This window comes from Salinifilum aidingensis, assembly GCF_054782015.1.
In genome coordinates this window covers 226,001-250,900 of the sequence record NZ_BAAGTH010000005.1, presented here as the reverse complement: position 1 = coordinate 250,900, position 24,900 = coordinate 226,001, and the positions used below count along the sequence as shown (strand labels likewise).

Annotated in this window: 25 protein-coding genes; 14 read left to right on the top strand and 11 right to left on the bottom strand. The window is 73.1% G+C overall.

The window, feature by feature from the left end:
• Nucleotides 1–101: 101 nt before the first annotated feature.
• On the bottom strand, nucleotides 102–701 hold the full coding sequence (locus ACYVJE_RS09620; RefSeq protein ID WP_461144192.1) for an ABATE domain-containing protein: 600 nt from the start codon (nucleotides 699–701) through the stop codon (nucleotides 102–104).
• An 89-nt stretch (nucleotides 702–790) separates the two neighbouring features.
• Between ACYVJE_RS09620 and ACYVJE_RS09615 the strand changes: the two genes are divergently transcribed.
• Nucleotides 791–1,576, top strand: a complete 786-nt coding sequence (locus tag ACYVJE_RS09615) for an MBL fold metallo-hydrolase (protein ID WP_461144191.1) — start codon at nucleotides 791–793, stop codon at nucleotides 1,574–1,576.
• Nucleotides 1,577–1,652: 76 nt separating this feature from the next.
• Here the strand turns inward: ACYVJE_RS09615 and ACYVJE_RS09610 are convergent, their stop codons facing one another.
• The 6 genes from ACYVJE_RS09610 to ACYVJE_RS09585 all read right to left on the bottom strand — a co-directional run bounded on the left by ACYVJE_RS09610 (nucleotide 1,653) and on the right by ACYVJE_RS09585 (nucleotide 6,134).
• On the bottom strand, nucleotides 1,653–2,627 hold the full coding sequence (locus tag ACYVJE_RS09610; RefSeq protein ID WP_461144220.1) for an arsenic resistance protein: 975 nt from the start codon (nucleotides 2,625–2,627) through the stop codon (nucleotides 1,653–1,655).
• A 29-nt stretch (nucleotides 2,628–2,656) separates the two neighbouring features.
• Entirely contained in the window at nucleotides 2,657–2,995 is a 339-nt protein-coding gene (locus ACYVJE_RS09605) for a hypothetical protein (protein ID WP_461144190.1), read from the bottom strand.
• Between the two features lie 149 nt (nucleotides 2,996–3,144).
• Nucleotides 3,145–3,543 (bottom strand): hypothetical protein, encoded by a 399-nt coding sequence (locus ACYVJE_RS09600; protein ID WP_459157119.1) that lies wholly within the window; start codon nucleotides 3,541–3,543, stop codon nucleotides 3,145–3,147.
• A gap of 324 nt (nucleotides 3,544–3,867) precedes the next feature.
• Entirely contained in the window at nucleotides 3,868–4,584 is a 717-nt protein-coding gene (locus tag ACYVJE_RS09595; protein ID WP_461144189.1) for a class I SAM-dependent methyltransferase, read from the bottom strand.
• A 208-nt stretch (nucleotides 4,585–4,792) separates the two neighbouring features.
• Nucleotides 4,793–5,749 (bottom strand): ADP-ribosylglycohydrolase family protein, encoded by a 957-nt coding sequence (locus ACYVJE_RS09590; RefSeq protein WP_461144188.1) that lies wholly within the window; start codon nucleotides 5,747–5,749, stop codon nucleotides 4,793–4,795.
• A 166-nt stretch (nucleotides 5,750–5,915) separates the two neighbouring features.
• A complete protein-coding gene (locus tag ACYVJE_RS09585) occupies nucleotides 5,916–6,134 on the bottom strand; it encodes a DUF2795 domain-containing protein (protein ID WP_461144187.1) in 219 nt (72 codons plus the stop codon).
• Nucleotides 6,135–6,335: 201 nt separating this feature from the next.
• On the opposite strand from ACYVJE_RS09585, the gene ACYVJE_RS09580 reads away from it, so the two are divergent.
• Nucleotides 6,336–6,785, top strand: coding sequence for a hypothetical protein (locus ACYVJE_RS09580; protein WP_461144186.1), 450 nt, complete (start codon nucleotides 6,336–6,338; stop codon nucleotides 6,783–6,785).
• 728 nt (nucleotides 6,786–7,513) lie between these two features.
• On the opposite strand, the gene sodN is transcribed toward ACYVJE_RS09580, so the two are convergent.
• Nucleotides 7,514–7,921, bottom strand: coding sequence for a superoxide dismutase, Ni (gene sodN, locus ACYVJE_RS09575; RefSeq protein WP_459157118.1), 408 nt, complete (start codon nucleotides 7,919–7,921; stop codon nucleotides 7,514–7,516).
• 79 nt (nucleotides 7,922–8,000) lie between these two features.
• Here sodN and ACYVJE_RS09570 point away from each other — a divergent pair, with 79 nt between their 5' ends.
• Nucleotides 8,001–8,327, top strand: a complete 327-nt coding sequence (locus tag ACYVJE_RS09570) for a S24/S26 family peptidase (protein WP_459157117.1) — start codon at nucleotides 8,001–8,003, stop codon at nucleotides 8,325–8,327.
• Here the strand turns inward: ACYVJE_RS09570 and ACYVJE_RS09565 are convergent.
• Nucleotides 8,313–8,921 carry a dTDP-4-dehydrorhamnose 3,5-epimerase family protein gene (locus ACYVJE_RS09565; protein ID WP_461144185.1) on the bottom strand — a complete coding sequence of 203 codons (609 nt, stop codon included), beginning with the start codon at nucleotides 8,919–8,921 and terminating at the stop codon, nucleotides 8,313–8,315. The two genes, ACYVJE_RS09570 and ACYVJE_RS09565, sit on opposite strands and share 15 nt — an antisense overlap.
• Nucleotides 8,922–9,106: 185 nt before the next feature.
• Between ACYVJE_RS09565 and ACYVJE_RS09560 the strand changes: the two genes are divergently transcribed.
• The 5 genes from ACYVJE_RS09560 (at nucleotide 9,107) to ACYVJE_RS09540 (ending at nucleotide 14,957) form a co-directional block, all read left to right on the top strand.
• Nucleotides 9,107–9,337 (top strand): hypothetical protein, encoded by a 231-nt coding sequence (locus ACYVJE_RS09560; RefSeq protein ID WP_461144184.1) that lies wholly within the window; start codon nucleotides 9,107–9,109, stop codon nucleotides 9,335–9,337.
• Nucleotides 9,334–10,536: an NAD(P)-dependent malic enzyme gene (locus ACYVJE_RS09555; protein ID WP_461144183.1), complete on the top strand. Its 1,203-nt coding sequence runs from the start codon at nucleotides 9,334–9,336 to the stop codon at nucleotides 10,534–10,536. The genes ACYVJE_RS09560 and ACYVJE_RS09555 overlap by 4 nt, the downstream gene beginning before the upstream one ends.
• A gap of 386 nt (nucleotides 10,537–10,922) precedes the next feature.
• Nucleotides 10,923–13,736, top strand: coding sequence for a sensor domain-containing protein (locus ACYVJE_RS09550; RefSeq protein WP_461144182.1), 2,814 nt, complete (start codon nucleotides 10,923–10,925; stop codon nucleotides 13,734–13,736).
• A gap of 260 nt (nucleotides 13,737–13,996) precedes the next feature.
• Entirely contained in the window at nucleotides 13,997–14,317 is a 321-nt protein-coding gene (locus ACYVJE_RS09545) for a hypothetical protein (RefSeq protein WP_459157113.1), read from the top strand.
• A gap of 145 nt (nucleotides 14,318–14,462) precedes the next feature.
• Nucleotides 14,463–14,957, top strand: a complete 495-nt coding sequence (locus ACYVJE_RS09540; RefSeq protein ID WP_461144181.1) for a hypothetical protein — start codon at nucleotides 14,463–14,465, stop codon at nucleotides 14,955–14,957.
• 200 nt (nucleotides 14,958–15,157) lie between these two features.
• Here ACYVJE_RS09540 and ACYVJE_RS09535 read toward each other — a convergent pair whose 3' ends face one another.
• Nucleotides 15,158–16,903 (bottom strand): bis-aminopropyl spermidine synthase family protein, encoded by a 1,746-nt coding sequence (locus tag ACYVJE_RS09535; RefSeq protein ID WP_461144180.1) that lies wholly within the window; start codon nucleotides 16,901–16,903, stop codon nucleotides 15,158–15,160.
• Nucleotides 16,904–17,092: 189 nt separating this feature from the next.
• On the opposite strand from ACYVJE_RS09535, the gene ACYVJE_RS09530 reads away from it, so the two are divergent.
• From ACYVJE_RS09530 to ACYVJE_RS09505, 6 genes are all read left to right on the top strand, one after another.
• On the top strand, nucleotides 17,093–18,187 hold the full coding sequence (locus ACYVJE_RS09530) for an ABC transporter ATP-binding protein (protein WP_461144179.1): 1,095 nt from the start codon (nucleotides 17,093–17,095) through the stop codon (nucleotides 18,185–18,187).
• 44 nt (nucleotides 18,188–18,231) lie between these two features.
• Nucleotides 18,232–18,864 (top strand): ABC transporter permease, encoded by a 633-nt coding sequence (locus ACYVJE_RS09525; protein ID WP_459160065.1) that lies wholly within the window; start codon nucleotides 18,232–18,234, stop codon nucleotides 18,862–18,864.
• A complete protein-coding gene (locus tag ACYVJE_RS09520; protein ID WP_461144178.1) occupies nucleotides 18,861–19,583 on the top strand; it encodes an ABC transporter permease in 723 nt (240 codons plus the stop codon). The genes ACYVJE_RS09525 and ACYVJE_RS09520 overlap by 4 nt, the downstream gene beginning before the upstream one ends.
• Entirely contained in the window at nucleotides 19,580–20,455 is an 876-nt protein-coding gene (locus ACYVJE_RS09515) for an ABC transporter substrate-binding protein (RefSeq protein WP_461144177.1), read from the top strand. Before ACYVJE_RS09520 ends, ACYVJE_RS09515 begins: the two co-directional genes overlap by 4 nt.
• A gap of 241 nt (nucleotides 20,456–20,696) precedes the next feature.
• Entirely contained in the window at nucleotides 20,697–21,899 is a 1,203-nt protein-coding gene (locus tag ACYVJE_RS09510; protein ID WP_461144176.1) for an allantoate amidohydrolase, read from the top strand.
• A gap of 3 nt (nucleotides 21,900–21,902) precedes the next feature.
• The gene (locus tag ACYVJE_RS09505) at nucleotides 21,903–23,225 is read left to right on the top strand and encodes a formimidoylglutamate deiminase (RefSeq protein WP_461144175.1); all 1,323 of its coding nucleotides are present in this window, start codon (nucleotides 21,903–21,905) and stop codon (nucleotides 23,223–23,225) included.
• A 202-nt stretch (nucleotides 23,226–23,427) separates the two neighbouring features.
• On the opposite strand, the gene ACYVJE_RS09500 is transcribed toward ACYVJE_RS09505, so the two are convergent.
• A complete protein-coding gene (locus tag ACYVJE_RS09500) occupies nucleotides 23,428–24,891 on the bottom strand; it encodes an aldehyde dehydrogenase family protein (RefSeq protein ID WP_461144174.1) in 1,464 nt (487 codons plus the stop codon).
• Nucleotides 24,892–24,900: the final 9 nt, after the last annotated feature.

Genomic DNA, 24,900 nt, shown 5'->3' with positions numbered 1-24,900 from the left:
CTGAAAAACAATCAAACGATGTTCCGAGGATTCGTGCGAAGGCGCTGCACGGTCGAACGTGGCTGTTCCCTCCGCCCGGCGCTCGCTGCCGGGCGGGTCCGTCAGTCCGCTTTCGGCCGGGTGCGGCGGGTGTAGGCGCGGGCTGCGCGGGCGCGGTCGCCGCAGCGGGTGGAGCACCAGTGGCGGCGGCCGCGGCGGATCAGGAAGCGGTTGCAGGGGCTGGAGTCGCAGGCGGTGAGGCGTTCGGCGTCGGGGGAGGTGAGCAGGTCGGCGGCGTCGGCGGCCAGCGTCGCCAGGGCGTGGTCGACGACCTCGGTGGTGGGGTGCGGGCTCGCGCGGTACGGGCCGTCCTTGCCGTCCCAGCACAGCAGCGGGGCGGTGGGAACCCGGGTCAGGGCGTCGTTGATGGCGGACAGGGCCGCGGGCAGGGCGGGCAGTCCAGCGGTGCGGGAGGCGAACAGCGCCCGGATCTGCTCGCGCAGCGAGCGCAACTGCGCCGCGCACATCTCGCGCATGTCGATCTCGACCGATGTCAGGCCGTGCTCGGTCAGCCACCGGTTCGTCTGCGCGGGCGTGCCGAGAAGGTCGATCGTGTGCCCGCCGGGAAGGGCGAGGGCGCTGTTGGCCAGGGCGAGGGAGGGGTGGTGCTCCTCGCCCGGTGCGGGCGGGAGGGCGGTGTCTGCGGTCGTGGTCTCTCCCATGGTTCTCATGGTAATGCTTGCGCGAATCCGTGAGAACAGCTAGCGTGACTTCACGGATTAACCCATCAGAAACCGTGAGGAACACTGTGATGTCCGCTGTCCCCACCGACCAGTTCCCCGTGCGCGTCTTCGGCGGCCCGACCGTCCTGTTCGAGTACGGGGGCCTGCGCTGTCTGACCGACCCGACCTTCGACGAACCCGGCGACTACCCGGCGGGCAACGGCCCGGTCCTGACCAAGACCGCCCCTGCTGCCGGCACCCCCGCCGACCTGGATCGCGTCGACGTGGTGCTGCTCTCCCACGACGAGCACCCCGACAACCTCGACACCTCCGGCCGCGCGCTGCTCGCCGACGTCCCGCTCACGCTGACCACCCCCGGTGGCGGGCGACGCCTGGGCGAACGGGCCAAAGGACTGGACGACTGGGAGTCGATCGAGCTGGAGCGTCCCGACGGCGGCACGCTCACCGTCACCGGTGTGCCCGCCCTCCACGGCCCCGGGGCGCGCGAAGAGGTCGAAGCGATCACCGGTGAGGTCGTCGGCTTCGTGCTGACCGCCGAGGATCTGCCCACGGTCTACGTCAGCGGCGACAACGCGCAGCTCGCCCTGGTCGAACAGATCGCCGGGCGCTTCGCCCCGGTGGACACCGCCATCCTCTTCGCCGGCGCACCACGCTTCTCCGCCATCTGCGACGGCGAACCGATCGTCCTCGACAGCGCCCAGGCCGCGGAGGCGGCGACGATCCTCGACGCCCGCCGCGTCGTGCCCGTCCACTGCGACGGCTGGGCCCACTTCACCGAAGGCCGCGACGAGCTGGCGAGCACCTTCACCCGCGCCGGCCTCGCCGACCGCCTCGACTGGGGCCGGACCACCTGAACCGGCCGCCGTTTTCCGCCGCGCGGAGATCGATGACGTGCGCGGCGCGCAGCGCCTCCGCACGGGGTCGGTGAGCTCATCGGACGCGGGGTGCCCGTCGCGGCGCAGGGGGCCCGCCGGGCAGTAGTCGGGGGACGGCCCGCACGTAGGTCACCATGCCGATGACCTCGACGAGCGTCTGGGTCACCACGATGACAGCGGCGATGGCGAGCCCCTCCGGCAAGGCCAGCGCCAGGGGGAGCACGACGAGGGAGTTGCGCGTCGCTCCCGTGAAGACGATGGCTCGGCCGTCCGGGGCGTTCAAGCGGAACAGGCGGGCGACGAGGCGTCCAGCGACCGGCATGACCAGCAGGAAGAGCACGTAGAACGGAACGACGCGGGCGACGTCGCCCAGGTTGTCGCCCACCTCGGGCACCTGGGACGCGACGACGGTCAGCAACGTCGCCGCCAAGAGCGGGACCATGGCCGCGCCCACCGCATCAGCGGTCTTCCGCCCGCTCGGCCGACGAGCGGCCCAAGCCTGGGTCAGCCAGGCCAGCGTGAGCGGGATGACGATCAGCACGAGGAACGCCTCGAGGAACGGTGCCGGCTCGACGACGTCGGCCAGCGCCGAGCCCATGAACAGGTAGAGGTAGCCCGGCAGGAGAACCATCTGGGAGAGCAGCAGCAGCGGTGTAGCCGCCAGCAGTCGTTGGCTGCTGGCTCCGGCCAGGGAGCTGAAGACGATCACGTAGTCGACGCACGGCGTCAGCAGCACCAGCAGCACGCCCATCCGCACCGCCGGCTCGGCGGGGAGGAACGCGAACATCGCCGCCACGACCAGCGGCACCACGAGGAAGTTGACCACCAGGGCGGCGGCCATGAACCGGCCGGCGCGCAGCGAGCGGCCCAGCTCGGCAACGGGCACCTGCAGGAAGGTCACGTACAGCAGAGCCGCGAGCACCGGGTTGATCGCGTGCTCCAGGCCCGGCCCGAGACTCGGGGCGGACCACCCCGCGATGCCCCCGACCGCCATCGCCGCTACGTAGATGGCGACCTGGTGCCGCTCCATCCCCGCCACCAGTCGCGCGCCTGCCGCGGTCACGCGGTGTTCGCGGGTTCCTCGCGGCCGAACACGGCGGCCAGCTCGGCGAGTGCGGGTGCCCCTTCCACCCCGCCGTCGGCGTGCGCGTAGAGGCGGCAGGCCAGGCCGAACGGTTGCCCCTCCCGCGCGAAGGGGTCGCGGTCGTCGACGAGCAGCGTGGGGGAACCGCGCATGCCCCAGCGCCGCGCCTCGGCGTCGTCTTCCACGATCCGGTGCGAGACGGCGACTTCCGCCCTGTTGGCCAGGACCCGGTCCAGCCGTTCGCGCAGCAGCTGAGCGTTCGGGCACCCCGGCACGGACAGCACGGTCACGGCAGGTGCTTCTCCGGTGCTCATACCTCGCCAGGGTAGACCCCGTACCGCGTGCGTCGTGGGCGCAGCAGCAATCCCGCGCAGAGGTGTTCGCCGCGGAGTTGCCGGGCCGACGCCGCGCTCCGAGCAGGGGAGGGGGCGACCGCCCCGGCGCGTGCCGCGCGGGCACCACGTCAACCGGTCGTCGGTCCGTTCCGCCGGAGCGTGGACTGCAGCGTTTCGATCAGGTACTCCACCAGCTCGCGGAGCTCGGTGTCGCAGGCGCTGACCTGCAGGAGCCGGCGAGCGCGGAGGAGGTGGTCAGCAGCCGTGGTCGTCTGCCGCGCGGACACCGACGACTCCAGGTGGGAGGGGAGGATCCCGGTGGGGGTCAAGCCGACGCGTTCGATCCTGCGCAGCGACTCGACGATGGCTTGGCCGAGGTAGGCGGCGTTGTACTCCACGTGGAGCGCGCCGCCCTCTTCGGATTCCCGGCTCGTCCACAACGCGTTGCTCCCGCCCGCCCGCAACGCGTCGAGGCTGCAAACTTCGACTTCTTCGCCGGTGTACACCGTGAACCGATGCAAGGACATCGCGGCCTTCTCGTGCTGTTGCGACCGGCGGCCAACGGAGTGCGCTCGGTCGGATCGCTCGGCGACACGGGTGCACGAACCCACTTTAAGCCGGACGGCGCCCCTGGCGTCGGGTCTTTGTGCTCGGTCTGCGCGGCGTCGGCGAAGATCACGGCCCCCTTGACCAGGAGCTTCACATGTTGGTTTACGCGTCGGCGGTCGATCTGCCCAGTGCGACGTTGGACTGCGTGGCGGCACGGTTGCGTCGCCATCGTGCTGCCCAGGAGCAGGTCGGTGACGGCAGGCGCTTGATCCATGTGGCGGGCCCGTTCGGTCTCGTCGCGCTCACTTCCCGGGGACGTGCGCGACGCAGAAGATCGATTGGCCGAAGGGTGGCGAGACGGCCTTCTCGGTCAGTTCGGTGAGGGGGACCACGAAGCGGTCGTAGACCCGGACCAGGCGCCTGTTCGGGGCGTTGGTGCCGCCCCTGCGCACCGCTGCCCACCACGCCAGTGCGCCGAAGAAGTTGACCGGTTTCGCGAGGCGCACGCCCAGGCCGGCGCGCTCGACGACCGCGTGCAGGCTTCGCGGGGTGTAGCGGCGGACGTGGCCGACGAGCCGGTCGAACTCTCCGTAGAGCTGTTCGTAACCCGGTACCCAGAGCAGGACGGTGCCTCCGGGGCGCACGAGTCGGGCCAGCGAGTGCAGCGCGGCGACGTCGTCCTCGATGTGCTCGAGCACGTTGATCGCCATGGCCGTGTCAACCCGCGGTTCCAGCAGTGGTCGCTCGTCGAGGTTCAACGTGCGGACTTCGATCTCGGGCCGGTCGGCGAACCGCTGCTTCATGTGCTGGGTGGCTTCCGGGTCGACGTCGGTGAGGACGTAGCGCTCCAGGCCCCGCACGTGCGCGGCGAACTCGCCGGTGCCCGCGCCGATCTCGAGCATGCTGCTGCCGCAGTGCGGAAGCATGAGGTTGCGCTGATACCGCAGGTACCTGGGCTTGCCGCTGTCGTCCTCCAGCCTGCGGCCGGTCGCGCGCTCGAATCCGCTCTTGTCATCCATCCCGGTTTCTCCCGTCAAGACTGCGCGCAGCGTCGGGCGCGCTCGCTTCGGTGCCGCGCTGGCGCCACAGCGGCGCCGCGGAGCTCGTATCGCGTGTTCGGGTCGTTTCGGACCGCACAGCGCAGCCGGGCCGGCACCGCACCCGAGGGTCCGGACGGCCGCGGGAACGACCGCTGGCTCGGCCGGACCTCTTCACCGCCCGTCCGGATCACTGGGACAGGGGCATGCGTGCCGCGAGGACGTCGGCGAGCTCGCCGATCTCGGACGCGTCCTCCAACCGGTCGATCCACTCGGTGGGCAGTGCGTGCACGCCGGTGCGCCCCGCGCTCAACGCCGCGGCCATCGCCGCGGTCGTGTCCGTGTCGCCGCCGGCGAGGACGGCGTAGCGGATCGCCTCGGCCGGGTGGTCGGGGTGCTGCAGGAACGCCAGCAGGGCCAGGGGTACCGACGTGCGGGCGCGGGCGTCGTTGCCGAGGTGTTCGGCGGCCGCGGCCGGTGCTGTGTCGCCGAGCAGGTCGTACACGGCGCCCAACCGGCTCCGCCAGTCGGCGCACTCGAGCGCGCGGGCGAGGTGCGACAGGAAGGCGTACCGGTCGAGCGGCTTGCGGGGGTCGCTGTTCAGCGCCAGCAGCGCCGCGCACGCCTGCAGCACGGTGCCGTGTTGGCCGTCGGGATGGATGTGGGTGACAGCAGCGCTGCGGCGGGCCAGTCCGGCGGCGTGCGCGGGGCTGGCGGCGACCAGGGCGATGGGGGCCACGCGCATGGCCGCGCCGTTGCCGTAGGAACCCTGGCCGGCGAAGCTCGCCTTGGCGGCCTGTTCCCACGACTGCCCGGTGAGGATGCGCTCGAAGGTCTCGCGGAGGCCCCGGCCGTAGCCGCGCCCGGGTTCCCGCTGGTATTCGCGGGCCAGTTCACTGGCCAGCACGTCCTCGTCGACCGGGAGCAGGCCGCGGCGTTTTGTGAGGTGCCGTGCCAGCACCAGCGTCAGCGCGGTGTCGTCGGTGTAGTGCAGCTGTGCCGTGCCCCGCTCGTACTCGGCGAGGTGCTCAGCATCGACGCGGAGCTGTCCTTCGAACGCGGCCCCCAGGGCATCGCCGACGGCGACGCCGAGCAGGAGCCCGCGCGCCTTGACGGCGTTCTGGGAGGGTGCCTCCGGGGTCATCATGTGTCCGTTCTCCTGTCTGCGTGCCAACTGTCATGCGAAAGCGCACAGCGCGACGCAGCAGGCGATCACGGCCGCGCCCGCGGCAGCGGGAGCCGACGCAGCTCCGGGCCGCCACGCGGTGTGTGCAGCGCTCCTCGGTGAGCGCGCGGGTTGCCGCGACACCCCGTCACGCGCGGGTCGCGGCCGTGATCGCATCCGCATCGAACGGCAGGCCGGTGAGCTCGCGCCCCAGATCCAGAACCGACGTGTACCGGCGGTCGGGCAACTGCTGAAGCACCTCGATGACCTCGGGGCGAGCATGCGCGTTCTCCGCCGCCTCGTTCAGCGCGGACTTCACGGCCGCACCATCGGCGAACGCCGTCAGCACATGCTCGACCAGTTCCATCTCCGTTACCGGCAGGCCAACATGAGATCGCTGCATGCCTCGAAATCTACCCTAACGTAAGTGTTACTTTTGCAGAAGCACCCGGATACGGAACGAAACGCTCCCGCTGCAGCTGGTACCAGGGCCGTCGGGGGAGGACACGTCCGGCCTGCGGCTTCCTTCGGCGGGACACGCCGCGGTCCTGACACGACAGGAGCGGACATGGGCTATCTCTACGCCACTGACTACGCCCCCGCGCACGCGCACGAGGGCTATCTCATGGGCGTGCTCGGCGAGGGCGCCGAACAGCACGCCCCCATCCACGCCCCGCCCGAGCGCGAGCAGCTGGCCGGGCGGGTGACAGGCTGGCGGGTCGCCTGCGTCTGCGGCTGGCGCGGCCCGCACTGGCCGCGCACCGACGTGCCCACGCCCGACGACGCCGCCACCCCGCCCGAAGCGCTCGAGGAATCGGCTGCGACCGCCTGGCGCGGGCACGTGCACACCGTGCTGCCCGCCCTAGCCGTGTACGAGACCGCCACACGCGCCACCGCCGATCGCGCCGAGCTAGACGCGGCCGTGACCAGGGCCCGCGCGGCCGGAGCCAGCTGGAACACCATCGGCACCGCCACCGGCATGAGCCGCCGAGCCGCCCACGAACGCTGGGGAGACTGACCGCTCCGTACCGCTGAGCCGCCCGGGAGCCACGGCGAAGCCTCCGGCGGTCGCACGAGGCGCAGCCGCAGACCGAAGCGGCCTCTCAGCTAGGTCACGTTGCAGAGTGGGTCGGTCGGACGTACGGGATCGGTAGCCACAGATGAACATCGATACGCCGTAGCGGCCGCTGTCTGGAGCGCAGGCAGCGCCGCATTGCTATGTGCGCGCACACCACCGTTTGAACTCCTCGTACGAGCCGAACCCGCTCGCGGTTACTACCCGTTGGGGCCGAGCATCCCGGTGTTCTCCCATGAGTCGACGTTCCCAGTTCGTGTACCCGTAGATCTGCGAGGTGCCGGTGAACCGCGCTCGCTTGCGGCTGGCACCCGGGTCGCCGCCGAGCCTCGTAGGTGGCCCGGTGGGCGGCCGGATCCCTGCGCGGCTCGGGTGGCCGCCTGGGCGCGCCATCCACGGGAAGTGTGGTCACTCTGCTCAGGTGGACACCAAAACCACCACCGAGGGGCGGCCACGCTGACCCGGGCGTGCTGGCTCGCCTGCTTGTGGATGCGTGCTTAGTGGACACATCAACAATTACGCTTCAAAGGTGTCCACTGTGGATCTTCTTGGGCCGTCTCTGGGCCGTCTGGGCCTCCTGTGGGCCCTGGCAGAAGGCCCGGACGACGAAAAAGGCGCTGACCGGAGAAGGATCGTCCCCGCCGGTCAGCGCCTCACAGAAGGCTGTGCGCTCAGCCGTTCTTGGTCTCCCAGAAGATCTTGTCGATCTCAGCGATGTAGTCCAGGAGCTGCTGGCCGGTCGACGGGTCCATGGAACCCTTCGTGCCGGCGGCACCCGCGGCCTTGGTGGCCTTGTTCACCAGCTCGTGCAGCTGCGGGTACTTCTCGAAGTGGTGCGGCTTGAAGTAGTCCGTCCACAGCACCCACAGGTGGTGCTTGACCAGCTCGGAGCGCTGCTCGGCGATGTTGATCGCCCGGGTGCGGAACTCCTGGTCTTCGTTGTTCTGGTACTTCTCCTGGATCGCCTTGACCGATTCGGCCTCGATCCGGGCCTGCGCCGGGTCGTAGACACCGCACGGCAGGTCGCAGTGCGCGGTCGCCTCCAGGCGCGGGCCGAGGATCCGCGACAGTAGCCGCATTGTTCCTCCCTCACAGTGAGTGCTCCGACACCGCAGACCTTACTCTCAAAGATCTACGTTGACCTAGTGGAGGTGCCCCTTGAACTCCCTCGGGTGGCTGCCCTGGCGCAGGCTCCGCGTCCGCGGTCCCTCCATGGCCCCCGCCCTGCGGGACGGGGACGTGGCGTGGGTGCGGCTGCGCGACTTTCCCCGCTCGGGTGATGTCGTGCTGGTGCGCTGGGTCGGACGCCCGGGGCAGCTGTCGGTGAAGCGCGCGGTGCGGCGGGACGGCGCGGGCTGGCACGTGGAGGGCGACAACGCCGCGGGGTCGACCGACTCGCGCCAGCTCGGCCCGGCCGAGGTGCTCGGGGTCGTGCGGTGGCGGCTGTGGCCGCGCCCCGGGCGCGTGCCCTCACCCCTGCCGTAGCTGCGCGTACCGCGCCCGGCAGCTCTCGTAGTCGGGCAGCAGCCCCCGCTCGGCCGCGGCGCGCAGCCCGGGCGCGGCGCGGTCCTTCGCGGACAGCACCGGCTCGCCGCGCAGCCAGTCCGCCCAGGGCAGGCCGAGCTCGGGGTCGAGCGGATCGATCCCGTGCTCGGCGGAGGGGTCGTAGCCGGTGGAGCACAGGTAGACCACCGCGGTGTCCGGGGCGAGGGCGAGGAAGGCGTGGCCGAGGCCCTCCGGGAGGTAGACCGCGCGGTGCTCCTCCGCGTCCAACCGCACCGCGTCCCACCGGCCGAAGGTCGGTGAACCGGTGCGCACGTCCACGACGACGTCGAGGACCTCCCCCCGCGCGCAGTAGACGTACTTCGCCTGCCCCGGCGGGACGTCGGCGAAGTGCACCCCGCGGATGACGCCGGTGGTCGAGACGCTGTTGTTCACCTGGGCGATGGTGAGCGGGTGGCCCGTGGCCGCCGCGAACGGCTCGTGCTGGAACGGCGCCACGAACTTCCCGCGGTGGTCGGGGAAGGACGGCGGGGTGAACTCGAGCGCGTCGTCGATGGTGAGTCTCCGTGTCCGCACGGCCCGAGCCTATTAGCGGGCGCCGCCCGACGGCCGGTCCGCTGACTCCTGGCGCCGGGTGCGACGCGTGCGAGGTGGATGCTTTCAGCGGTGCGCACCGGCGGATTCGCGGCGCGTTGCGGGGGTTTTCGAGAGTGCGGCCACCGTCCATGAGGTTGACAAAATGTTGAATAACCTGGTGATATGTGACATCGGTCGCAGACAGCGGGCGGCGCGCGTGTGGCAGACTGGCCGAACCGCAGCGTCCACCCGAGCCGTTGTCCCGCACCAGGGACGGCTGGTCTCGGAAACTCGACGCCCACCGCGCCGCCTACGCCCGGCAGGTCGGCCGCGTCGAGGGGCGGTCACCGGACCGCCCGTCCACCCGGGCCGGGGTCGCCCCGGTCACCGGCATGGCTATAGGAGGGACGCCGTGACCACCGTGAACGAAGGCACCAGCACGTCCGAATCCACCGGTGCCGAACTGACCAACGAGGAAATCTTCGCCGCCCACGAAGGTGGCAAGCTGGACGTCGAGCTCAGCGCCCGGCTGGACACCTCCCGGGACCTCTCGATCGCGTACACCCCCGGGGTGGCGCAGGTCAGCCGGGCGATCGCCAGCGACCCCGAGCTCGCCGACCGCTACACCTGGACCCAGCAGCTGGTCGCCGTGGTCAGCGACGGCACCGCGGTGCTGGGGCTCGGCGACATCGGCCCGCGCGCCTCGCTGCCCGTGATGGAGGGCAAGTCGGCGCTGTTCCGCAAGTTCGCGGGCCTGAACTCGATCCCGCTGGTGCTCGACACCAACGACATCGACCAGACCGTGCAGACCCTGGTGAACCTGCGCCCCTCGTTCGGCGCGGTGAACTTGGAGGACGTCGCCGCGCCGCGCTGCTTCGAGCTGGAGCGGCGCCTCGTCGAGGCGCTCGACTGCCCGGTGATGCACGACGACCAGCACGGAACGGCGGTGGTCACGCTCGCCGCGCTGCGCAACGCCTGCCGCCTGACCGGCCGGGAGCTCTCCGAGCAGCGCGTGGTCATCTCCGGCGCGGGTGCTGCGGGCGTGGCGTGCGCGCGCATCCTGCGCGCGGCCGGGGTGAGCGACATCGTCGTCGGTGATTCGCGCGGCGTGCTGCACGAGGGGCGCGAGGGCCTGACCCCGATCAAGCAGGAGCTCGTCGAGTACACGAACCCGCGCGGTGTCACCGGTTCGGTCGCCGACGCGCTGCACGGCGCCGACGTGTTCCTCGGGCTGTCCACGGTGCAGGTCCCGGAGGAGCACCTGGCGCGGATGGCTCCGGAGGCGATCGTGTTCGCCCTGTCCAACCCGGATCCGGAGGTTCACCCGGAGGTGGCAGCGAAGTACGCCTCGGTGGTGGCCACCGGGCGCAGCGACTTCCCGAACCAGATCAACAACGTGCTGGCGTTCCCGGGCATCTTCCGCGGTGCGCTGCAGGCGGGTGCGCGGGAGATCACCGACGGCATGAAGGTGGCGGCCGCGGAGGCCGTCGCGGCGGTGGCCGCCGACGACCTCGCGTCCGACTACATCGTGCCGAGCCCGCTGGATCCGCGGGTCGCCCCCGAGGTGACCGAAGCGGTCGCCCGGACCGCACGGCGGGAAGGCGTGGTGCGGTAAGCGGTTCCGCGGGGACATGTGACCTGATCGGGTGTACCCGGTCACCGCGCGCTGTCCTCCGTTGGGCGACACCCGGTGATAATTACCCAAAATTGATCACACCGTCAGCGTAGATTCGGCGACTGGGACGCGCGTCCCAGTCGCCGAATGTGTTTCGGGTCCTACCGGTGGGTCCCTCGACAACCCGATCCGGGTGCGCCGCGTCATACCCGGGTGCGCGGTTCGTCTCGTCCGGTGCGGTGCGCGACGCGCGGAGCGCGTCGTCGCCGTGGCGAGTATTCCGATGTGTACCGCCGGTAAGGTCACGCGACGGGGCGCTGTGTTGCTGGTCACGGGTCTGGGGATCCGCGGCCCCGGTCGACGTGACCCGGAGCGCAGGAGGTGCTGTGACCGAACGGAGCGAGCGGATGTGGCGTGCGGAGGACGGACCGCGGGGGGAGGCAGCCGGTCCCGCCGGGGGAGCGGACGACGTGCTGCCCGCCGCGCCCGCCCTGCTCAGCGCCGCTGACGGCGCCGTGCTCCGCGCGACGGGCGAACTGGCCGGCCTGGCCGGAGTGCCCTCGGCCGACGACCTCGTCGGCAGGAACCTCAGCCGTCTGCTCAGCGAGGACGGACCGGTCTCCTGGCTGCACGGGGAGCGGCGCCGCGTGCCGGTGCGCGTGGTCAGCTGGCCGCGCCCCGGGAACGCGGGGGAGCGGATCTCGGTGCTGGCCGACGTCTCCGACCTCGCGGTGCACCCGCCGGACGAGGACTCGACCGCGGACGCGCGCGAGCTCTCCGGGGTGGGGCGGTGGATGTACGACCCGCAGGCGGGGGAGATCCACCCCAGCCCGATGGTCGCCGAACTGCTCGGTTCGGACTCCTCGCGCCCGAAGTTCGACGTGCTGCTCGAGGTGACGCACCCCGCCGACCGGGGCAAGGCCGAGGAGTTCTACACGCGCCTGCTCAACGCCACCGAGGGCGTGCTCATCGAGGTCGAACTGCGCGATCTCGCCGGGGAGCGCGTGTACTTGTGCACCGGCCGGGTCGAGTGCGGACCGGACGGCTGGATCGAGCGCGTGCAGGGAACGGTGCAGGACATCACCGAGCACCGCGTGCTGAAGCGCCAGCTGCACGACGAGCGCCGCAAGCTCGAGGACGCCGAGCGCATCGCGCGGCTCGGCACCTGGGAGTGGGACCCGCGCAGCGATGTCATCCGGCTGTCGGACACCCTGCACGCGCTGCTCGGGCGGCCGCCGAAGACGCACACCACGTTCTCCGGCTACCTCGAGCGGGTGCACGCGGAGGACCGCGAGCGGGTCAGGGAAGCGTGGATGCCGCTGCTGCAGCGGCACGAGACGGTCGAGGTCGAGCACCGCTACTTCTGCGGGGTCACCGGGAAGATCCTGGTGCTGCGGCTGCGCGGCAGCGCCGTGCGCGATGCCGACGGGCGCACCCTGCTGGTGGGCACCGCGCAGGACGTCACCGAGCAGCGGGCGGCCGCCACGCGGCTCGAGCGCTCCAGCCAGCGCTTCACCGACCTCGTCTCGGTCACCCCCGTCGGCATCGGCCTGTTCGACACCGGGGGGCGCCTGGTGGACGTGAACGAGGCGCTGTGCGACCTGTTCGGGTTCCGGGCCGAGCTGTTGCAGGGCAGGTCCATGGACGAGCTGGTGCATCCGGACGAACCCGCGCGCGAGCTCCCGGTTCCCGCCGAGGCGGAGGGGCGGCTGCGCGTGCCGCAGCGGGCGTTCCGGCGCTCCGACGGGGAGGCGGTGGACTGCGAGCTGCACGTGTCCTGGTCCGTGCAGGACGACGGCAGCCAGTTCTGGCTGGTGGTGTTCCAGGACATCACCGAGCGCCGCCGGGCCACCGAAGCGCTGCACTACCAGGCCACGCACGACGAGCTGACCGGGCTGCCGAACCGGGCCGCTGTCAAGGCCATGCTGTCCGGGCTGCTGCCGGCGACGACCGGTGGCGAGCTGCCGGACATCGCGGTGCTGTTCTGCGACATCGACAAGTTCAAGCGGATCAACGACGGCCTCGGTCACGACGCGGGCGACGAGCTGCTCGTGGCCCTGGCGCGCCGCCTGGAGCGCGGTCTGCCCGAGGGGTGCGTGGCCGCGCGCATCTCCGGCGACGAGTACGTCGTCATCTGCCGCGATCTCACCGCCGTCGGCGGGTTGGACGCGCTGGCCACCCGGGTCTCCCGACTGCTGCGCACGGCGGTACCGGTGCACGGTCAGCTCATCCGGGTCTCCGCGTCGATCGGGGCGGTGACCCCGCGCGGGGCCGCGGAGTCCGGTGCCGCGGGTTCGCTCGGCGCCGCGCTGCTGGGGCAGGACCTGCTCCGGTTCGCCGATGCCGCGATGTTCGAGGCCAAGAGCCGCGGGGTGGGCAAGGTGTCGTTGGCCAGCCCGGCGCTGATGGCTTCGGCCGACCGGCAGTTGCAGCTCGAGGGGCAGCTGCGGGAAGCGCTGCACAACGACGGCCTGTCGCTCGTGTACCAGCCGGTGGTGGCCACCGACGGCCGCGTGCTGGGGGCGGAGGCGCTGGTGCGGTGGCCGCACCCGGAGCGGGGGATGCTGGCCCCGGACACGTTCCTGCCCGTGGCCGAGCAGGGCGACCTGCTGCAGGAGCTGGACCGGTGGGTGCTGCGCACGGCGCTGCGGGAGGCCGCCTCGTGGCCCGGGTCCGGCGGGTCCCCGGTGTCGATCTCGGTGAACCTGGGCGGGATGGTGCCGGGGGCGCCGGATTTCGTCCGCAGCGTCACCGAGATCGTCGCGGAGACGGGCATCCAGTGGAACCGCGTGGTGCTCGAGGTGGTGGAGACGGCGCTGGTCGACCTGCCCGCGCACCCCAGGCAGGAGATGGCGGACCTCTCGGCGCGCGGTGTGCGGTTCGCCGTCGACGACTTCGGCACCGGGTACTCCTCGTTGGCCCGGTTGAAGGACCTGCCCGCGCAGATCATCAAGGTCGACCGCCGCTTCGTCTCCGGCGTGGGCGGCGACGCCTCGGACTTCGCGGTCACCCGTGCCGTGGTCGACATGGCGCGCGCGATGGGGCGGCGCTGCATCGCCGAAGGGGTGGAGCACGCGACCCAGTTCCACGTGCTCTCCGGGGTCGGCGTCGACGCCTACCAGGGGTGGCTGTTCTCCTACCCGCTGCCGGCGGCGCGGTTCCGGGAGTTGCTGGAGCGCAGTCCGCTGTCCACGCCGTGACTCGGCGGTGGTGGGGCTCCGCGGTTGCTGATCCGGGCGGCTGCTGAGCTGGGAGAGAACCGGGCGAAGTGTGTGCGCGGAACGTGATCAACTTGGCTGGTTTCACACGACCGGGTGATTGAGGGTGGAAGGGGCGGCTCATGCGCACAGCGCTCGGCATGCTGGTCGCCACGTGGGTGACGGCGGGCCGGGACGTCCTTCCGCGCGGCACCGCTCGTGCGACCCGCGGCGCCCCTGACGGAGAAGAGGGAGCGAGTCCGTTGCCACGATGGATGGCCGGCGCGGACGAGGACGTGTGGCACAACCCGGTGTCCGGGGGAGAGCACCCGCGTACCGCGTGCGGCAAGAGCCTGACCACGCCGGTGCGCGCCCAGCGCGGTGATCTGCCCCTCGCCTCGGCGGAAGCGCCTCCCGGTGCCGGCGGTGCGGTAGCCGACGCGGGCGGTGCCGTCGTGTGCCCCGTCTGCGCGCGCAAGCTCGGTGTCGACCCGGTCGGTGAGCGGCGCACCCTGCGCGACGCGCGCCTGCAACGCGCGCTGCAGCAGGCCGAGCACCGCCCCTACGGCCGCGAACGGCCCTGAGCGGCAGCGGTTCCCCGAGCCCGCGCAGCGCGCGCCCGCAGTCGTTGCCCTGGCGCGCGACCAGCGGTGCGGCGTGGGGCACCATGATCGTGATTTCTCCGCGCCCCGGAAGCGGTCAGACCGAGCAGTGGATGTGAGGAACGGCGTGCGCGAATCCGAAGACAGCCGCGAACGCGAGAGCGGTCGCGAACCCCAGGACCGCGACCCCGCGGGCAGTCGCGGAACCGGGCGCAGCGGTGCCACCGTGCGGTGGCACGCCTACGTGGAAGTCCGCGACGAGCTCGGGCTTGAGGAGGCCAGCACGCGCGCCGACCGGCTGGCCCGCACCCCGGAGGCCGTGTTCACCACGCCCGAGCAGGCGGCCCGGTGGGTGGCGGAGGAGACCGCGCAGCGGCTCGTGCCGCGCGCGGTGCACCTGTTCGGTTCCGAGGGCGGTACCGGGGAGCTCGGCGACGAGGCCCACCGCCGCCGCGACTACCGCCGCAACCTCGACGTGCTGGAGCGGGGCGACTCGCTGTACTACGAGTTCCCGAGCAACGGTGAGCGCGTGCGGCTGTGGCTGGAGGCGATCCACAGCGTTGCGGCGGTGCGCCTGCCCCCGGACGGGCAGTCGGAGTCCTCGCCCCCCGGCACTCCCTGAGCGCTCCCCTCCCGGGGCGGCGCTCCGCAGCCTCCCCGGACCCCGGGGCGGAAAGCCCGAGCGGTCCCCTGCTCGCCAGCCCTCGTCGCGCAAGAACCGTGTCCACACTCGATCGTGTGGGGACAGTTTGTCCCGCGGAGGTGTGGGGACGGAGCGCAATTTTCATGAAAATCGCGCTCTCTGGAAAGGTTCCAGAGAAGTCAGGGGCGTGTGCCCAGGGACGTGAGGAGCTCGGCGATCCGGTGGCGCGGCAGGTCGACGACACGCAGCTGCGCGTCGTCGGCGGTGGGGAGCAGCTCGGCGGCGCGCTCCTTGGCCTGCCGCTTGGTCAACGGCTCCGCCGCGTGCGCGATGAGCGCCTCGCGGACGGTGTTGCCGAGCTTGCCGTGCGCCCGGCTGAGCACGTCCCGCGCCGCGGAGGGCTCGCCGACCCGTTCGGCGAGCACCACCGCCGTGCGGTGCTCCGGGAAGCTGCGCAGCATCCGCAGCGCGTACTTCGCTCCGACCAGCCCGGTGAGGTCCTGCTGCGCCGCGGCGCTGGTGATGTCCGGGTGGTTGTTGTCCACCACGCAGGCGAGGCGCGGTGAGTTGCACGCCAGCAGCATCCGCAGCAGCCACGCGCCCGGGTCCGCGCGCAGGTCGAACACCGGGTCCCGCCCCCGGACCGGCTGGGACCAGTCCGCCTCGCGCAACTCCTCCACCGCCGCGCCCAGCCGCTCGCCGAGGCGGGCGCGGAACTCGGCCGACACCTCCGACGCGCCGCCTTCCACCGAGCGGGCGCCGTGCGTGTAGATCGCGGCCTGCTGGTGCCGACCCTGGCGCCGCCCCCGCGAGGTCGGTTGGCACACGTACAGGTCGCTGGCGCTGCCCACGGCCTCCGCACCGCGGTAGCGGTGGAAGTCCGGCAGCACCGCGGTGAACACGAGGCCCAACCGCAGCAGCTCCTGCTGCACCTTGTGACCCAGGGCGGGAGTGCGCTCGCTGAACCCGTAGGCCAGGTGCAGGCGGCTGTGCGGCCCGGCCGTGCTCTCCAGCCCGCGGGCCGCGAACAGCGCCATGCCCTCCGGCGTGTACGGCGGGTCGCTGAACACCAGGTCGGCCCACCCCTCCAGCGCGGGCGGCAAACCTCGGCGCAGGTCGGCGTGCAGCGTGCGCACCGGCAGGCCGTGCTCGGCAGCGGTCGCGTCGATGTGCCGCAGGATGCGGTCGTCCACATCGGCCACGGCGATCACCGCCTCCGGGGCGAGCAGCCCGACCGCCAGCGAGGTCAGGTCGTGGTCGCCGAGGCAGAGCAGGCGGGCCCCGGTGAGGTCGTAGGTGCCGTGCAACCAGCGCGCGCGGGCCAGCACGGTCTCCGCCGTCGCGGTGACGTGGTCCAGTTCCCGGTCGGGAGGCGGCCCCGCGGTGATGAACCCGCGCAGCAGCTCCAGCGGATCGCCGGCCTGCCCCGGACGACCCGCCGCGGCCTCCGCGGTCGCCCCGGAAGCGTCCGCCGCCGCGGCGTCCGCGGCCTCCGCGGTCGCTCCGGACTCCCCGGGAGGAGCGGCCTTCGCACCCGCCCCGGAGCCGCTCGCCGCCGCGGGCGAGGCCGGTCCGCCGGCCACCCGCGGGTCGTCGAGGCCGAACCGCGCGCGGTAGCGCCCCACCTGGTCGGGGTGCAGGAGCACCGCGTCCCCGTCGCAGCTCAGGTGCCCGTCCGCGGCGGCGAGCAGCTCGTCCACGGTGCGCCGGGGAGTGGCGGTGCACCGGACCAGTTCGGCGCGCGTGCGCCCGCCCGCGGCGAGCAGCGCGAGCACGCGGCGCAGCGCGAGGGCGTGCACCCCTGCCGCGGCGAGCCGGGCCTCGACCGCGTCGCACGGGTCGGTGGAGGTGCTGCGCCCGCCCGGCTCGGGCTCGCGCTCCGGCGCTCGGTGGGGCCGCTCAGGCTGGTGTGCTGCGGAGTCCATTGCGAGCAGCTTACGAGCCCGACGCCGCTCGCACGTCGGCGCACGGCGGGTGCGGGTGATCACGCGTCGGCTCCGAAACGTCGCACGCGCAGCCCGGGCGAACTAGGGTGTTCTCCCGTCCCGTGGCGGAAAGCAGCTCGCACCGCCCCCGCGGCAGCGGTGGGCGCCGGAGATCCAGGAGGAACCCGCGTGATCGAGTTCCGGGCCGTGAGCAAGGAGTACCGCGACGGCACGGTCGCCGTCGCGGATCTGGACCTGACCGCCGCTGCGGGCGAGATCACGGTTCTGGTGGGACCGTCCGGTTGCGGCAAGACCACCCTGCTGCGGACGGTCAACAGGATGATCGAACCGTCCTCCGGGGTGGTGGCCGTCGACGGCTTGGACGTGCGCGAGCGCGATCCGGCCGCGCTGCGGCGCGGCATGGGCTACGTCATCCAGCAGGCCGGGCTGTTCCCGCACCGCACGGTGCTGGACAACGTGGGGACGGTGCCGGTGCTCGCCGGGCTGACGCGGCGGCGGGCGCGGCGCCGGGCCACCGAGATGCTGGAACTGGTGGGGCTGCCCGCCGAGCTCGGCGACCGCTACCCGGCGCAGCTGTCCGGAGGGCAGCAGCAGCGCGTCGGCGTGGCGCGCGCCCTGGCGGCCGATCCGCCGGTGCTGCTGATGGACGAACCGTTCAGCGCGGTCGACCCGATCGTGCGCGAGTCGCTGCAGGACGAACTGCGCCGGCTGCAGGACGAGCTGCACAAGACGGTCCTGTTCGTCACGCACGACATCGACGAAGCGGTCCGGCTCGGGGACCGCGTCGCGGTGCTGCGCCAGGGCGGGCGGCTCGCCCAGTGCGCCGCGCCGGACGCGCTGCTGGCCGAACCGGCCGACGACTTCGTGGACTCGTTCGTCGGCAGGGACCGCGGTTTCCGCCGGCTGTCCTTCGTGGAACCCGACGGCGTCGCGCCGGAACGCGCCGCGACCGTCCGCATCGGACACCCGGTGCGCCCGAGCCCGCAGTGGCGGCTCGCCCTGGACGGCGACGACCGCCCGCGCGGCTGGCTCGCCCCGGACGCGCCTGCCGGCACCGCTCTCACCGAGCAGCACCTCGTGGCGGGCGGCTCGTTGTACACCGAGCGCACCCCGCTGCGGGGGGCGCTGGACGCGGCGCTGTCCTCGCCGTCCGGTCTGGGCGTGGTCGTCGACGAGGCGGGGCGCTACGTGGGAGTGGTGACCGCCCGGCACGTGCTCGACGTGCTGGACCAGCGGCGGCCCGTTTCCGGAGGCGCGCGGTGATCGAGGCGCTGGCGCACTTCTTCAGCAGCCCGAGCAACCGCGAGATGCTCGGCGCGCAACTGGTCGAGCACGCCTACCTGGCCCTGCTCCCGCTGCTGCTCGGCCTGCTGGTGGCCGTGCCGCTCGGGCGGTTCGCGCTGCGCACGCCGTGGCTGCGCGGTCCGCTGCAGGCCGCGGCCAACGCCGTGTACACGATCCCGTCGCTGGCGCTGTTCGTGCTCATCCCCGGCATCGTGGGCACCCCGCTGCTCTCCCCGGTCAACGTGGTGCTGGCGCTGGGCCTGTACACCGCGGCGCTGCTCCTCCGCCCCGTGGTGGACGCGCTGGAGGCCGTGCCCGCGCACGTGCTCTCCGCCGCCACGGCACTGGGGTACCGGCCGGTGCGGCGGTTCTTCGCGGTGGAGCTGCCCCTGGCGCTGCCCGTGCTGGCCCCCGGGGTGCGGGTGGCGTCGGTCAGCAACATCAGCCTGGTCAGCGTCGGCGCGCTCGTGGGCGTCGGCGGGCTCGGCCGGCTGTTCACCGACGGGTACCAGCGCGACTACCTGGTGCAGATCGTCATCGGCATCCTCGGCGTCGTGCTGCTGGCGCTGGTCGTGGACCTGGTGCTGGTCGCGGTGCGGCGGGTGCTCACCCCGTGGGCCCGGTGCGCGGGCGGATCCGGGAGGGACGGCGGATGATCGGCGAACTCTGGGCGTGGCTGGCCGCCCCGGAGCACTGGCGCGGCCCGGACGGGGTCCCGGCGCAGGCCCTGCTGCACCTGTACTACTGCGTGCTCGCGGTGCTGGCCGCCTCGGCCGTCGCCGTGCCCCTCGGCGTCTACCTGGGGCACACCGGCAGGGGCGGGGTGTTCGTCCTCGGGGCGAGCAACGCGATCCGCGCCCTGCCCACGTTGGGGTTGGTGACCCTGCTGGTCCTGGTGTTCGGCCTGGGCACCGGCCCCGCCCTGGCCGGGCTGGTGGTCCTGGCGGTGCCCCCGGTCCTGGCCGGCACCTACACCGGGGTGAGCAGCACGCCGGCGGATGCGGTCGACGCGGCCAAGGGCATGGGGATGACCCCGCTGCAGCGCCTCTGGCAGGTGCGGCTGCCGAACGCGACGCCGCTGATCCTCGGCGGGGTGCGCAGCGCGATGCTGCAGGTCGTCGCCACGGCGGCCGTCGCGGCCTACGTCGGCCTCGGCGGGCTGGGGCGGTTGCTGCTGGACGGTCTGAAGATCAGCGACTACGCGCAGATGGCGGCGGCCGCGATCGCGATCGCCGTGCTCGCCGTGGTCCTCGACCTGGTGCTGGCCGGCCTGACGCGGCTGTGCGTGCCGCGGGGCCTGGTGGTCGCGACCCGGGGCGACCGGCGGTCCACCGGCCTGGCCCGGCCGGTGCGCGCGAAGGGGGTCCGCCCGTGAAGCGCTTGATCGGATGCCTGGCCGCGGCGGTGCTCGCGCTCTCCGGCTGCGCCGGGCACGACCCGTTGCGGGCCAGCAACAGCTCCGACGGCACGCTCGTGGTGGGCTCGGCGGACTTCGCCGAGAGCGAGCTGCTGATGAACATCTACGCCGAGGCGCTGGCCGAGACCGGTGTCGACGTGCAGACGCGTCCCCGCATCGGCGCCCGCGAGTTCTCCGTGCCCGCCGTCCGCCAGGGCGAGCTCGCGGTGATGCCCGAGTACACGGGGAACCTGCTCGAGTACGTCGATCCCGGGGCCGGGGCGACCGCCAGCGCTCCGGTCTACGCCGCGCTGTCGCGGGAGCTTCCGCGGGGGTTGCGGGTGCTGCGGCAGTCCCCGGCGGAGAACTCCGACGTGCTCACCGTATCGCGGGAAACCGCTGCGCAGGGCATCCACTCGCTGGAGGAGCTCGGGCCGCGCTGCGGGCGGATGGTGCTCGCCGCTCCCGCGGAGTGGAAGTCGCGGTGGGCCGACACGATCGCCGAGGAGTACGGGTGCCGGTTCGCCGAGATCCGCGCGGTGGAGTCCTCGACGGTCACCGTGGACGCCCTGGTCTCCGACCAGGTCCAGGTGGCGAACCTGTTCACCACCTCGGCGCAGATCCGGCAGCACGACCTGGTGGAGCTGGCCGATCCGCGCGAGATGTTCCCCGCGCAGCACGTGGTCCCGCTGGTGCGTTCGGGGGTGCTGAACGACCGGCAGGTGGCCGCGTTGAACAGGGTTTCGGCGCGGTTGGACACGGCCACGCTGACGGAGCTGAACCGGCGGCTCGAAGTGGACAAGGCCAACCCGCGGGATCTGGCCGAGGAGTTCCTCGCCGGGATCCGCTGACCCGCCGCGCGCCGGGCCGGCTTCGCGGCGGGTGCGGTGCTGACCGCGGCCCGCGGTGAAGACGAGGCGGTCCGGCGGGTGTCGGTGCACCGCGCTCGCCGGTGGTGTGTGGCAGGGTTCCTGGTACCGGGGTGGTCGACGCTCGGTGGCCGGTCGAGCGCGGTGCGGAGCGGGAGCGCCTCGCGGCGGAGGAACGAGCGGGTCCGCGCCGGAAGCGAGCTCTCGCGGAGAGGAGTCCGTTGTGGCCACACCAGACGAGTTGCTGGCGGAGATCGCCGAGGTCGGTGCCGACCCGCGGCGGGGCGGCTACTCGCGGCACGCGTTCGAACCCGCCGAGCGGGAGCTGCGCGCGTGGTTCACCGCGCAGGCCCGCGCCCGCGGCATGCACGTGACCACCGACCGCAACACGAACATCTGGGCCTGGCTGACCGAGCCGGGCGACGACGCGGTGGTCACCGGCAGCCACCTCGACTCGGTGCCGGGCGGCGGAGCCTTCGACGGCGCGCTCGGCGTGGCGAGCGCGCTGGCGGCCGCGGACGTCCTCCGCGCCGAGCAGCTGCGACCGCGCCGGCCGATCGCGCTGCTGGTGTTCACCGAGGAGGAGGGCAGCCGGTTCGGCGCGCCCTGCCTCGGGTCGCGGCTGCTGACCGGTGCGCTGCCCGCCGACCACGCGAGCAAGCTCCGCGACGCCGACGGCACCGCGCTCGCCGAGGTGCTCGAGGACTTCGGTGCGGACCCCGGCGCGATCGGACGCGACGAGGACGCGCTGCGCCGCATCGGCCACTTCGTCGAGCTGCACGTGGAGCAGGGCCGGGCGCTGGCGGATCTGGCGCGCCCGGTGGGCGTGGCCTCGTCGGTCCTCGCGCACGGCCGGTGGCGGTTCCGCTTCCGCGGCCAGGGCAACCACGCCGGTGCCACGCGGCTGGAGGAGCGGTGCGACCCGATGCTGCCCGCCTCCCGCCTCGTTTCGGCCGCCCGCCGCGCCGCGTCCCGGGTGGACGGTGGGCGGGCGACCGTGGGGCGCCTCGTGCCCACGCCGGGCGGGACGAACGTGATCCCCTCGAGCGTGGACGTCTGGCTGGACGCGCGCGGCGCAGGCGACCGCGACGCCCGCGGGATCGTGCGCGAGCTGAGCCACCTGGCCGGCGAGTTCGCGGACGGCGAGGGCGCCACGGTGGAGATCAGCGAGGAGTCCTACGAGGACGCGGTCACCTTCGACGCGGATTTCCGCTCCAGGCTGTCCACCGTGCTCGACCAGGCCCCGCTGGTGCCTTCCGGGGCCGCGCACGACGCGGGGGTGCTCGCCGCCGAGAAATCCGCCGGCATGCTGTTCGTGCGCAACCCCACCGGGATCAGCCACGCACCGGAGGAGCACGCCGAAGCCGAGGACTGCCGGGTCGGGGCGCAGGCGCTCGCCCGCGTGCTGACGTGGTTGGCGGGGTGAGGGGTGCCGACGTTCTGGTGCGAGTGGGCGTGGCTGCCCGGCGGTCCGCGCCGTTCCACCGTCTGCGAGGTCGACCAGGGCCGCATCGTCTCCGTCCGGCCGGAGGCCCCCGCTCCGGAGGGTGCCGAACCCCTGCACGGGCTCGTGCTGCCCGGCCTGGCCAACGCGCACTCGCACGCGTTCCAACGCGCGCTGCGGGGACGCACCGGCGCGGCGGCCGCGTTCGGCACGTGGCGGGAGACCATGCACCACCTCGCCGGGCAGCTCGACCCGGACAGCTACCACCGGTTGGCGCGGGGAGCGTTCGCCGAGATGGCGCTGGCCGGGTTCACCAGCGTCGGCGAGTTCCACTACCTGCACCACGCGCCCGGTGGCAGGCGCTACGCCGATCCGAACGCGATGGGCGAGGCGCTCATCGCCGCGGCGCGGGAGACCGGCATCCGGTTGACGCTGCTGGACACGTGCTACCTGCGGGGTGACTTCGACGGGGAGCTCGGCGAGGCCCAGCGGCGGTTCGCCGACGCCGACGTCCAGGCGTGGCTCGACCGCATCGACCGGATCAGCACGGACGGCCGCACCGTGCGGTTGGCGGCGGCGGTGCACTCGGTGCGCGCCGTGCCACCGGCGGCCATCCGGAGCGTCGCCGCGTGGGCGGAGGAGACCGACTCGCCCCTGCACGTGCACGTGTCCGAGCAGCGCTCCGAGAACAAGGACTGCCTGGCCGCCTGCGGCCGCACGCCCACCCGGGTGCTCTCCGACGCGGGCGCGCTCGGTCCGCACGTGACGGCGGTGCACGCCACGCACGTCACCGACGCCGACATCGCCCTGCTCGGCAGCAGCGGCACGACCGTGTGCCTGTGCCCCACGACCGAGACCGACCTGGCCGGCGGGATGGGTTCGGCCGAGGCGCTCAGCACCGCGGGCGCACCGCTGTGCCTCGGTTCGGACGCGAACACGGTGATCGACCCGTTCCTCGAGGCGCGCACCGTGGAAGGGCTGCAGCGGTTGCGCCACGAGACCCGCGGGCACTTCGCCACCACCGAACTGCTCGCCGCGATCGGCGAGAACGGGCACCGCAGCCTCGGCTGGCTCGACGTGGGCTGGCTCGAAGTGGGGGCCCGCGCCGATTTCGTCGTGCTGGAGCTGGGCGTGCGGCACGCCGGGGTGCCCGTCGCGGAGGTTCCGGCGGTCGCCCGCGGCGACGACGTCCGGCACGTGTACGTCGACGGGCGGTGCGTGGTCCGCGGCGGCCAGCACCGCCACGTCCCCGACGTGGCCGGGGCGCTGTCCGAGGCGGTGGGTTCCCTGTTCGACGGCCCCGGCTGACTGCTCGACGGCCCCGCTGACCGGGCGGCCCGGCTCCGGGGAGCGAGGTGCTCGCCAACGGGGCCCGCCGGTTCGGCGGCACCGGGTGACCGCTCGAAGGTCGCCGGCTCGGCGGGCCCGCCGGTTCGGCGGCACCGGGTGACCGCTCGAAGGTCGCCGGCTCGGCGGGCCCGTCGGCTCGGGGTGCTGGAGGCCCGCGGGCTCAGAACGGGTACTGGGCGTGGTCCTCGCGGAAGGTGATCCACCGGGTGTCGGTGAACGACTCGACGCCGTGCCGGCCGCCGAAGCGCCCGTAGCCGGAGTCCTTCACCCCGCCGAACGGCGCCTGCGGCTGGTCGCCGACCGACTGGTCGTTGATGTGCACGATCCCGGTGTGCAGGCGTTGGGCCACCGACCAGCCGCGGCGCGTGTCCTCGGTGATCACGCCGGCCGACAGCCCGTACGGCGTGTCGTTGACGACGTCGATCGCGGTCTCCTCCGAGTCGTAGCCGAGCACCGTGGTGACCGGCCCGAAGATCTCCTCGGCGTAGATCCGCTGCTGCGGGGTGACGTTGCTCAGCACCGTCGGCGGGTACACCGTGCCCTCGGCCTGCCCGCCGCCGCAGTGCACCACCGCGCCGTGCTCCACCGCGTCCGCGACGAGCTCGGCGACCCGGTCGGCGGCCGAGCGGTTGACCAGCGGGCCGATGACCGTGCCCGGGTCGGTCGGGTCGCCGGTGGCCAGCCCCCGCACCTTCTTGGCGAAGCGCTCGGCGAAGTCCTCGACCCGGTCGGCGGGGACGAGCACGCGGTCGGCGGACATGCAGATCTGGCCGGCGTTCATGAACGAGCCGAAGGCCACCGCGTCGACGGCGTAGTCCACGTCGGCGTCGTCGAGCACGAGGATCGAGTTCTTGCCGCCGAGCTCCAGCACGGCGGGTTTGAGGTGCTGCGCGGCCTGCACCCCGATCGCGCGGCCCACGCCCGTCGAGCCGGTGAAGTTCACCCGGCGCACCCGGCGGTCGGCGATGAGCGCACCACCCACCTCGGCGCCGTCCTCGCGGGCGTTGGTGACCACGTTGAGCGCGCCGTCCGGCAGCCCCGCCTCGTGCATGACCTCGGCGAGGAACAGTCCGGCGGAGATCGGCGCCTCCTCGCTGGGCTTGAGCACCACCGTGTTGCCCGCCGCCAACGCGGCCGCGAAGGAGCGCGCGCCCAGGATCAGCGGGGCGTTCCACGGGGCGAACGCGGCGACCACGCCGGCCGGCTGGCGCACCGCGAAGCTCCACTCGCCGGGGTCGGAACCGGCCAGCACCTCACCGCGCGGGGCGGTGAGGCCGCCGGCGGCCTCCCGGAGGACGTCCGCGGCCAGCGCGGCGTTGAACATCGCCCAGGGGCGGGTGCCGCCGACCTCCTGCGCCAGCAGGTCGCAGGCCTGCTCGGTGCGCTGCTCCAGCAGTTCGGCGGCGCGGAGGAACACCCCGCGCCGGGTGGCGATGTCGGAGCGGGACCACTCGGTGAACGCGGCCTCCGCCGCGTCGACGGCCGCCGCGGCGTCGGCGGTCGACGCGGCGGCCACCTCCGCGTAGACCTCGCCGGTGTAGGGGTTGATGTCCTGCTCCGTGCGCCGCCCCTCGGCGGGGCGCTGCGCACCGGCGATCAACAGCTGCTTCGTCAGCGGCGCCATGACACCCAC